1 protein-coding gene is annotated in these 10,912 nt (G+C 76.2%); it reads left to right on the forward strand.

The features are described from left to right. The first annotated feature begins 21 nt into the window (after positions 1-21). Positions 22-10,872: a type I polyketide synthase gene (locus OG989_RS13580; protein WP_327030694.1), complete on the forward strand. Its 10,851-nt coding sequence runs from the start codon at positions 22-24 to the stop codon at positions 10,870-10,872. Positions 10,873-10,912 lie beyond the last annotated feature (40 nt).

Raw genomic sequence — 10,912 nt, forward strand, 5'->3', positions numbered from 1 at the left:
AGTGCGAGGAGGGCGACCGTAGTGGCCAACGAGGACAAGCTCCGGGACTACCTGAAGCGGGTCACGGTCGACCTGCAGAAGACCCGGCAGCGCCTGCACGAGGTGGAGGCGTCCGCGCACGAGCCGGTCGCGATCGTCGGCATGGCCTGCCGCTACCCCGGCGGCGTGACGAGCCCCGAGGACCTGTGGCGGCTGGTGGAGTCCGGAACCGACGCCACCGGCGCGTTCCCGACCGACCGCGGCTGGGACCTGGAGTCGCTGTACGACCCCCAGTCGCAGCGGGAGGGCACCTCCTACACCTCGCGCGGCGGTTTCCTGTACGACGCGGCGGACTTCGACCCCACGTTCTTCGGCATCAGCCCCCGCGAGGCGGTCGGCCTGGACCCCCAGCAGCGGCTGCTGCTGGAGGTCGCGTGGGAGACCCTGGAACGCGCCGGCATCGACCCCACCTCGCTCGCCGGCAGCCCGACCGGCGTGTTCACCGGCCTGATGTACCACGACTACGCGGGCAGCAACAGCTCCGGCAGCGTGGTCTCCGGCCGGGTCGCCTACACGCTGGGGCTGGAGGGGCCGGCGGTCACCGTCGACACTGCCTGTTCGTCGTCGCTCGTCGCGCTGCACCTGGCGATCCAGGCGCTGCGCCGGGGCGACTGCACGCTCGCGCTCGTCGGCGGCGTCTCGGTCATGGCGACGCCGCTGACGTTCGTCGAGTTCTCCCGCCAGCGTGGCCTGTCGCCGGACGGGCGGTGCCGCTCGTACTCGGCGGACGCCGACGGCACCGGGTTCGCCGAGGGCGCCGGCGTGCTGCTGGTCGAGCGGCTGTCGGACGCGATCGAGCACGGCCACCGCGTCCTGGCGGTCGTACGGGGCTCTGCGGTCAACCAGGACGGCGCGTCGAACGGGCTGACCGCGCCCAACGGGCCGTCGCAGCAGCGGGTCATCGAGGCCGCGCTGGTCGACGCGGGCCTGTCGACGCGCCAGGTCGACGTGGTCGAGGGGCACGGCACCGGCACGACCCTGGGCGACCCGATCGAGGCGCAGGCGCTGCTCGCCACGTACGGCCAGGACCGGGAGGACCCGCTCTGGCTCGGCTCGGTGAAGTCGAACATCGGCCACACCCAGGCCGCGGCCGGGGTCGCCGGGGTCATCAAGATGGTGGAGGCGATCAGGCGCGGCGTCCTGCCCGCGACGCTGCACGCCGAGCAGCCGTCGGACCAGGTCGACTGGACGGCCGGCAACGTACGGCTGCTGACCGCCGCCACCGAGTGGCCGCAGACCGGGCAGCCGCGCCGGGCCGCGGTCTCGTCGTTCGGGTTCAGCGGCACCAACGCCCACGTGATCGTGGAGCAGGCGCCGGACGCCGCCGCCGTGCCCGAGCCGGCCGCCGCGCCGGTGACGTCGCTGCTGCTCACCGCCCGCGACACCAACGCGCTGCGGGACCAGGCGCGGCGGCTCGCCGCCGTGGTGTCGCAGGTGGAACCGGCCGAGCTGGGTTACGCCCTGGCCACCACCCGGTCCCGCTTCGCGCACCGGGCCGCGGTGCTCGGCGGCACCGCCGAGGAACTGGCCGCCGGCCTGGGCGCCCTGGCCCGCGACGAGCAGGCCACCAACCTGGTCCGCGGCCGGGTGGCCGACGGCGGGGTCGCGATGCTCTTCTCCGGGCAGGGCGCGCAGCGGCTGGGCATGGGCCGCGGGCTGTACGCGGTGTACCCGGAGTTCGCGGCGGCGTTCGACGAGGTGTGCGCCGCCCTGGACCCGCACCTGGACCGGCCGCTGCGCGACGTCCTCGACACCGAGGACCTGCACCTGACCGGCTGGACCCAGCCCGCCCTGTTCGCCGTCGAGGTGGCTCTCTACCGGCTCGTCCGGTCGTGGGGCGTCACCCCCTCGGTCCTGGCCGGGCACTCGATCGGCGAGCTGGCCGCCGCGCACGTCGCGGGGGTGTTCACGCTCGCCGACGCGGCCCGCCTGGTCGCCGCCCGGGGCCGGCTGATGCAGGCGCTGCCGGCGGGCGGGGCGATGCTCGCCGTACAGGCCACCGAGGACGAGGTCGCGCCGCTGCTCGGCGCGGACGCCGACATCGCCGCCGTCAACGGCCCGGACTCGGTGGTCGTCTCCGGCACCGAGGAGGCGGTGGCGGCGGTGGCCGCGCGGTTCGCCGACCGCCGCACCCGGCGGCTGACCGTGTCGCACGCCTTCCACTCGCCGCTGATGGACCCGATGCTCGCGCAGTTCCGGGCGGTGGCCGAGACGATCTCGTACGCGCCGCCGACGATCCCGCTGGTCTCGACGGTCACCGGCGCGCCCGCGGGCGACGAGCTGGCGACGCCCGACTACTGGGTCGGGCAGGTCCGCACGACCGTACGCTTCGCGGACGCGGTACGCGCCGCCGCCGCGACCGGCGCCACGACGTTCCTCGAACTGGGCCCGGACTCGGTGCTCGCCACCATGGCGGCGGACTGCCTGGACGGCGACGTGCTGGCCGCGCCGGTGCTGCGCCGGGACCGCGACGAGCCGAGTGCCCTGGTGGAGGCGCTGGCGCGGCTGGAGACCCGGGGCGTCGCGCTGGACCCGGAGGCGTTCTACCGCCGGTCCGGACGGTCCTGGGTGGACCTGCCGACGTACCCCTTCCAGCACGAGCGTTTCTGGCAGGACAGCGTGGACCCGGCCGGCTCCGGCCAGGCCGGCGACGACGACGGCCTGTGGGCGGCGGTGGACAGCGGTGACCTCGACACGGTGGTCACCACTCTCGACGTGGACCCGCAGGCGCCCCTGGCGTCGGTCCTGCCCGCGCTCTCCGCGTGGCGCAGGGGACGGCAGGAGCGCTCCGCGCTGGACCGCTGGCGCTACGAGGCCTGCTGGGAGCGCCGCCCCGGCGGCACCCCGGCGGCGCTGACCGGCACCTGGCTGCTGGTGGTCGCCGACCCGGCGGCGCCGGGCGACGCGGGCGCAGCGGTGGCCGACGCGCTCACCGCGCACGGCGCCACGGTCGTCACCACCGGCCCGGCGGACCTGGCCGGCCACCTCGACGCGGAACCGGCCGGCGTGGTCTCCCTCCTCGCGCTCGACGAGGCGTTCCTGCCCGGCCACCCCGGCGTCCCGGCGGGCGCCGCCGCCACCCTCGACCTGATCCGCGCGCTCGCCGGGCGGGGCACCAGGCTGTGGTGCCTCACCCGGGGGGCCGTCGCCACCTCCCCGGCCGACCCGGTGACCGGCGTGGCCCAGTCGCAGGTGTGGGGCCTCGGCCGGGTCGCCGCGCTGGAGCTGCCCGACACCTGGGGCGGCCTGGTCGACCTGCCCGCCGAGCTGGACGGGCGCGCCGCCGCCGCGCTGGCCAACGTGCTCGCCGGCATCGGGGAGGACCAGGTCGCGGTGCGCCCGGACGGGGTGTTCGTCCGCCGGCTGCACCGCGCGCCGGCGACCGGCGCCCCGCGCTGGCGCGGCACGTCCGGCACCGTGCTGATCACCGGCGGCACCGGCACCCTCGGCATCGAGGCCGCCCGCCTGTACGCGCGCCACGGCGCCGAGCGGCTCGTGCTGCTGAGCCGGCGCGGCACCGCCCCCGCCGAGGCGCTCGACGAGCTGCGCGGACTGGGCGCGCAGGTCGACGTCGTCGCCTGCGACGTGGCCGACCGGGCTGCCCTGGCGGCGGTCGTCGACGGCTACCCCGACGTGCGTGCCGTCGTGCACGTGGCGGGGCTGGCCCAGCTCACCGGCATCGTCGACATGAACCTCGCCGAGTACGCCGACGTCGTCTCCGCCAAGGTCGCCGGCGCCACCCACCTCGACGCGATCTTCGCGGATCGCGACCTAGACGAGTTCGTGCTCTTCTCCTCCGTGGCCGGGGTCTGGGGCAGCGGCGGCCAGGCCGCCTACGCCGCCGGCAACGCGCACCTGTGCGCCCTCGCCGAGGCACGGCGCGCCCGGGGGCAGGTCGCCACCGCCCTCGCCTGGGGACCGTGGGCCGAGAGCACGCTGGTGGACGACGAGATCTCGGCCTCGCTGCGCAAGCGGGGCCTGGCGCCGATGGCGCCGGAGCGGGCCGTCGCGGCCATGCGTACGGCCCTGGCGGCCGGGGACACGGACGTCGTGCTCGCCGACGTGGACTGGGCCACCTTCGTGCCGTCGTTCACCGCGCTGCGGCCGAGCCGGCTCTTCGACACCATCCCCGAGGCCGTCGCCGACGAGGAGCCGGCCGAGACCTCCACCTCGTCGGACTTCGCCCGCCGGCTCGCCGACCTGCCCGAGGCGGACCGCCTCGACCACGTCGTCGGGCTGGTCCGCACCCAGGTCGCGCTCACGCTCGGCTACGCGGGCCCGGAGGCGGTCGAGCCGGCCTCCGCGTTCAAGGAACTGGGCTTCGACTCGGTCACCGCCGTGGAGTTCCGCAACCGGATGGTCGAGGCCACCGGCGTACGGCTCTCCGCGGCCGTCGCCTTCGACTACCCGACCCCGGTCGCGCTGGCCGAGCACCTGCTGGAGACCGGTCGCACCGAGGTGGTCGTCGGCACCGTCGCCGCCGACGAGCCGATCGCCATCGTCGGCATGAGCTGCCGCTTCCCCGGGGGCGTCAGCTCGCCCGAGGAGCTGTGGGCGATGCTGCGCGAGGGGCGCGACGGCATCGGCCCGTTCCCCACCGACCGCGGCTGGGACCTCGACGGCCTGTTCCACCCCGACCCGGAGCACTCCGGGACCAGCTACGTCCGCGAGGGCGGCTTCCTCGCCGACCTGCCGGGCTTCGACGCGGCCTTCTTCGGCATCAGCCCCCGCGAGGCGGAGGCCATGGACCCGCAGCAGCGGCTGGTGCTGGAGGCGTCCTGGGCGGCCTTCGAGGACGCAGGCATCGACCCGACCGGGCTGCGGGGCACGGCGACCGGCGTGTACGTCGGCGCCAACAACGTCGACTACGCCCGGATCACCGGGGCGGCCGGGGCGAGCGCGGAAGGCTTCATGGCCACCGGCAACGCCGCGAGCATCCTCTCCGGTCGGCTCTCGTACGTGCTGGGGCTGGAGGGCCCGGCCGTGACCGTGGACACCGCCTGCTCGTCGTCGCTGGTGGCGATGCACCTGGCGGTGCGGGCGCTGCGCTCGGGCGAGTGCGCGATGGCGGTCGCGGGCGGCGTCACCGCCATGTCGACGCCGGGCGCGTTCCTGGAGTTCAGCCGGATGCGCGGGCTCGCCCCGGACGGGCGCTGCAAGGCGTTCGCGGCCGGCGCGGACGGCACCAACTGGGGCGAGGGCATCGGCGTGGTCGTCCTGGAGCGGCTCTCCGACGCGCTCGCCGCCGGCCACGAGGTCCTCGCCGTGGTACGCGGGACCGCGGTCAACCAGGACGGCGCGTCCAACGGGCTGACCGCCCCCAACGGCCCCTCGCAGCAGCGGGTCATCCGGCAGGCGCTGGCCGACGCGGGGCTCTCCACCGCCGACGTGGACGTCGTCGAGGCGCACGGCACCGGCACCACGCTGGGCGACCCCATCGAGGTCGACGCGCTCTTCGCCACGTACGGCCGGGACCGCGCCGCCGAGCGCCCGCTCTGGCTGGGCTCGGTGAAGTCGAACATCGGGCACACCCAGGCCGCCGCCGGCGTCGCCGGGGTGATCAAGATGGTGCTCGCGCTGCGGCACGGCGAACTGCCCCGGACCCTGCACGTCGCCGAGCCGACGGCGCACGTCGACTGGTCGGGCGGGGTGCGGCTGCTCGCCGAACCGCAGCCGTGGGGCCGCAACGGCCAACCGCGTCGCGGCGGCGTCTCGTCGTTCGGGTTCAGCGGCACCAACGCCCACCTCGTCATCGAGGAGGCACCGGAGGCGCCCGAGGCCGAGCGGACGCCCGACGACGGGCCGGTCGCGCTCGTGCTCTCCGCCCGCTCCGACGGGGCGCTGCGCCGGCAGGCCGCCGACCTCGAGCCGCTCCTGGCCGAGGTGGCGCCCCGCGACCTGGCGTACTCGCTGTCGCTGCGGGCCACCCACCCGCGCCGCGCGGTCGTGGTGGGCGGCGCCGACGAGTTGCGCGCCGGCCTCGCCGCGCTCGCCGCGGGGGAGCCCGCGCCGAACCTGGCCACCGGGGTCGCCGCCGGCACGCCGGGGAAGGTGGCGTTCTCCTTCCCCGGGCAGGGCTCGCAGTGGATCGGCATGGCCGTGGAGCTGCTCGACACCGCCCCGGTCTTCGCCGCCCGGATGGCCGAGTGCGAGGCCGCGCTGGCGCCGCACGTCGACTGGTCCCTGGAGGCCGTCCTGCGGCAGGGGGAGGAGTTGGACCGGGTGGACGTCGTCCAGCCCGTCCTGTTCGCCGTCATGGTGTCGCTGGCCGAGCTGTGGCGCTCCCACGGGGTCGAGCCCGCCGCCGTGGTGGGGCACTCCCAGGGCGAGATCGCCGCCGCCTGCGTGGCGGGCGCGCTCTCCGTGGCGGACGCGGCCAGGGTCGTCGCCCTGCGCAGCCGGGCGCTGCTGCGCCTGTCCGGCAAGGGCGGCATGGTCTCCGTGCCGCTGCCGGTGGCCGAGGTGCGCGACCGGCTGGAGCGCTTCGACGGCCGGGTGACCGTGGCGACCGTCAACGGGCCGCGCTCGACGGTGGCGGCCGGCGAGCTGGACGCCCTCGACGAGCTGCTGGCCGAGTGCCAGCGCGACGGCGTGCGCGCCAAGCGCATCGACGTGGACTACGCGTCGCACTCGGCGTACGTGGAGGAGCTGCACGAGGAGCTGCGCGACGTCCTGGCCGGGCTGGAGCCCCGCCGGCCCGAGGTGCCGCTCTACTCGACAGTGGACGACCGGTGGCTGGACGACGTCGCGATGGACGCCGGGTACTGGTACCGCAACCTGCGCCAGACCGTCTGGTACGAGCCCGCCGTCCGGGCCCTGCTCGACGCGGGCGTCACCACGATCGTCGAGGTCAGCCCGCACCCCGTGCTCACCATCGGCGTGCAGGACGTCATCGACGACGCGGGGGCCACCGCCACCGTGGTCGGCTCGCTGCGCCGGGACGAGGGGGGACTGGCGCGCTTCCTGCTCTCCCTCGGCGAGGCGCACGTGCACGGCGTGCACCCCACGTGGGGGGTCGACGGCGCGCGCCGGGTCCGGCTGCCCGGCTACCCGTTCGAGCACGAGCGGTACTGGCCGGCCGTCGGCACGGCCATCGCCGACGCGGCCGGGCTGGGGCTCGCCGCCACCGAGCACCCGCTGCTCGGCGCGGCGGTCGCGTTGGCCGACACCGACGGCCTGCTCTTCACCGGCCGCATCTCGGTGGCCGCGCACCCGTGGCTGGCCGACCACCGGGTCGGCGGGCAGGTGTTCGTGCCCGGGACCGCGCTCGTGGATCTCGCGGTCCGCGCTGGCGACGAGGTCGACTGCGGCCGGGTCGAGGAGCTGACCCTGACCGCGCCCCTGGTGCTGCCCGAGAAGGGCGGGGTCCAGGTGCAGCTGCGCGTCGGCGCGCCCGACGAGAACGGGCAGCGGCAGCTGACCGTCCACTCCCGGCCGGACGGGGTCGCCACCGACGCGGCGCCGTGGGTGCGCAACGGCGTCGGCCTGCTCGCCCCCGGGGAGCCGGCGGGCGGCTTCGACACCGCGTGGCCGCCGGCGGCCGAGCCGGTCCCGTCCGACGAGCTGTACGACACCCTGGCCGCGGCCGGTCTCACGTACGGCCCGACGTTCCAGGGCGTACGCCGGGTGTGGCGGCAGGGCGAGGAGATCTTCGCCGAGGTGGCCCTGCCGGCGGAGGCCGCCCGGACGGCGGCCGGTTACGGCCTGCACCCGGCGCTGCTCGACGCCGCGCTGCACCCGCTCGCGCTCGTCACCAGCGGCACCGAGGCGCTGCTGCCGTTCGAGTGGACCGGCGTCTCCGTGCACGCCGTCGGCGCGACGGAGCTGCGCGTCCGGCTGCGTCCGCGCGGCCGGAACACGGTCGCGGTGACCGTCGCCGACCAGAGCAACACCGTGGTCGCCGAGGTCGAGTCGCTGGTGCTGCGGGAGGCCAGCGCCCCCGCGCAGCCGAGCACGCACCACGACGCCCTGTTCCGCCTGGAGTGGACCCCGGTCGCCGCGCCGGCGACCGCGCCGGACGCCCGCTGGGCGGCCCTCGGCGGGTGCACCCTGCCGCAGGACGCCGGCCTCGTCACCGACGCCTACCCGGACCTGGCGACCCTGCGGGCCCGGATGGCCGACGGCGCGCCGACGCCCGCCCTGGTCGTGCTGCCCTGCGCGGCCGGCGCGGCCGACGACCCCGCCGGGGCGGCCCACCGGGTCGTCCACGACACCCTCGCGGTGCTGCGCGAGTGGCTCGCGGACGAGCGGTTCGCCGACGCCCGGCTGGTCGTCGTCACCCGGGACGCGGTGAGCGTGCAGGAGGCGGCCCCCGACCTGCCCAGCTCGCCGGTGTGGGGCCTGCTCCGGTCGGCCCAGAGCGAGCACCCGGACCGCTTCGTCCTGCTCGACGTCGACGACCGCGAGCCGCACCGGGCGCTCGCGGCGGCGGTCGCGGCCGACGAGCCGCAGCTCGCCCTCCGCGACGGCGTCCTGCTGGCCCCGCGGCTCGCCCGCGCGGCGAGCAGCCCCGCGCTGGCGGCGCCGCCGGTCGAGCGCTGGCGGCTGGACGTCACCGAACGCGGCACGCTGGACAACCTGGCGCTGCTGCCCGAGGCGGAGGAACCGCGCCCGCTGGGGCCGGGTCAGGTGCGCATCGCGATGCGGGCCGCCGGCCTGAACTTCCGGGACGTGCTGATCGCCCTTGACATGTACCCCGGCGGCGGCGTGATGGGCGGCGAGGGTGCCGGCGTGGTCGTCGAGACCGCGCCGGACGTGACCGCCGTCGCGGTCGGCGACCGCGTCATGGGCCTGTTCTACGGCGCCTTCGGCACCGAGGTGGTCACCGACGCGCGGATGGTCGTGCCGGTGCCGTCGGGCTGGTCGTTCGCCACGGCGGCGTCGACGCCGATCGCGTTCTGCACCGCCTACTACGCGCTTGTCGACCTCGCCCAGCTCAAGCCGGGGGAGCGGGTGCTGGTGCACGCCGCGGCAGGTGGCGTCGGCATGGCGGCGGTCCGCCTCGCCCGGCACCTCGGCGCGGAGGTGTACGGCACCGCCAGCACCGGCAAGTGGGACGCGCTGCGCGCGATGGGGCTGCCGGACACGCACATCGGCAACTCCCGCACCCTGGAGTTCGAGGAGCGCTTCGGCGCGGCCGGCATCGACGTGGTGATCGACTCGCTGGCGAAGGAGTTCGTCGACGCCTCGCTGCGCCTGCTCGGCGCGGGCGGCCGGTTCGTCGAGATGGGCAAGACCGACGTGCGGGACCCGGACCGGGTCGCCGCCGACCACCCGGGCGTCGCCTACCAGGCGTTCGACCTGCTCGCCATCGACCCGGACCGGGTCGGCGCGATCCTGCGCGACGTGGTCGCCCTGTTCGGGACGGGCGACCTCACGCCGCTGCCGGTGCGGCCGTACGACATCCGTCGCGCCCCGGAGGCGTTCCGGTTCATGTCCAAGGCCCGGCACGTCGGCAAGCTCGTGCTCACCGCGCCGCCCCGGCGGGACCCCGACGGCACGGTGCTCGTCACGGGCGGCACCGGCACCCTCGGCGGTCTGCTGGCACGGCACCTGGTGACCCGGCGCGGGGTGCGGCACCTCCTGCTGACCAGCCGTCGTGGCCCGGACGCCCCCGGGGCCGCCGAGCTGGTGGCCGAGCTGACCTCGTACGGCGCGGAGGTCACCGTCGCGGCGTGCGACGCGGCGGACCGCGCGGCGCTGGCCGAGACCCTGGCCCGGGTGCCCGCCGCGCACCCGCTGACCGCCGTGGTGCACACGGCGGGCGTCCTCGACGACGGCCTGGTCGCCGCGCTGACCCCGGAGCAGGTCGACGCGGTGCTGCGGCCCAAGGTCGACGCGGCGGTCAACCTGCACGAGCTGACCCTGGACGCCGAGCTGGCCGAGTTCGTCGTGTTCTCCGCGGCGGCCGGCACGATGGGCGGCCCCGGGCAGGGCAACTACGCGGCGGCGAACACCTTCCTGGACGCGCTCGTGGCGGGGCGCCGGGCGGCCGGGCTGCCCGCCCGTTCGCTGGCCTGGGGCCTGTGGAGCGAGGCGAGCGGGATGACCGCGCACCTCGACGCCAACGACCGCGCCCGGATGGCCCGCGTCGGCCTGCTGGAGCTGTCGGTGGAGCAGGGCATGGCGCTGTACGACGCGGCGGAGCTGGTCGACGAGCCGCTGCTGGTGCCGATGCCGATGGATCCGGCGGCGCTGCGCGAGCTGGGCCGGGCGGGCCTGCTGCCCGCGCTGCTGCGTGGCCTGGTGCGGGGCCCGTCCCGACGGTCGGTGGAACAGGCGACGCAGTCGCCCGGCGCCCTGCGCGACCACCTGGCGAGCCAGAGCGGCCCGCAGCGACGGCACACCGCGCTGGAGTTCGTCAAGGCACAGGCCGCCGCCGTGCTCGGGCACGCCGGCGCGAGCGCGGTGGACCCCGACCGGCCGTTCACCGAGCTGGGCTTCGACTCGCTCACCGCGGTCGAGTTCCGCAACCGGCTGAAGGCGGCCACCGGCCTGAAGCTCTCCGCCACCATGGTGTTCGACCACCCGACCGCCGCGGCGCTCACCGACCACCTGCTGGCCGGGCTGGCCCCGGCCGAGGTGGACCCGGCCGCGGGGCTGTTGGCCGAGCTGGACCGGCTGGAACGCTCGTTCGCCCAGGCCGGTGCGGCGGGTCTGGAGGACGCGGTCAAGGCACGGATTACCGATCGGTTGCACGCCGTGATGTCGAATTGGCGTGGCAGGTCCGACGTGGACGCCGAACCCGACGGACCGGACGTGGGCCTGGTGCTGAAGACCGCCTCCGCCGACGAGCTGTTGCGGTTCATCGACGACGAACTCGGCGCCGCCTGAACCGGACGCGCTGAGGAGGGCTTACTGATGGCGAACGAAG

The sequence above is a fragment of the Micromonospora sp. NBC_01740 genome (genome assembly GCF_035920365.1).
Taxonomy (GTDB): domain Bacteria; phylum Actinomycetota; class Actinomycetes; order Mycobacteriales; family Micromonosporaceae; genus Micromonospora; species Micromonospora reichwaldensis.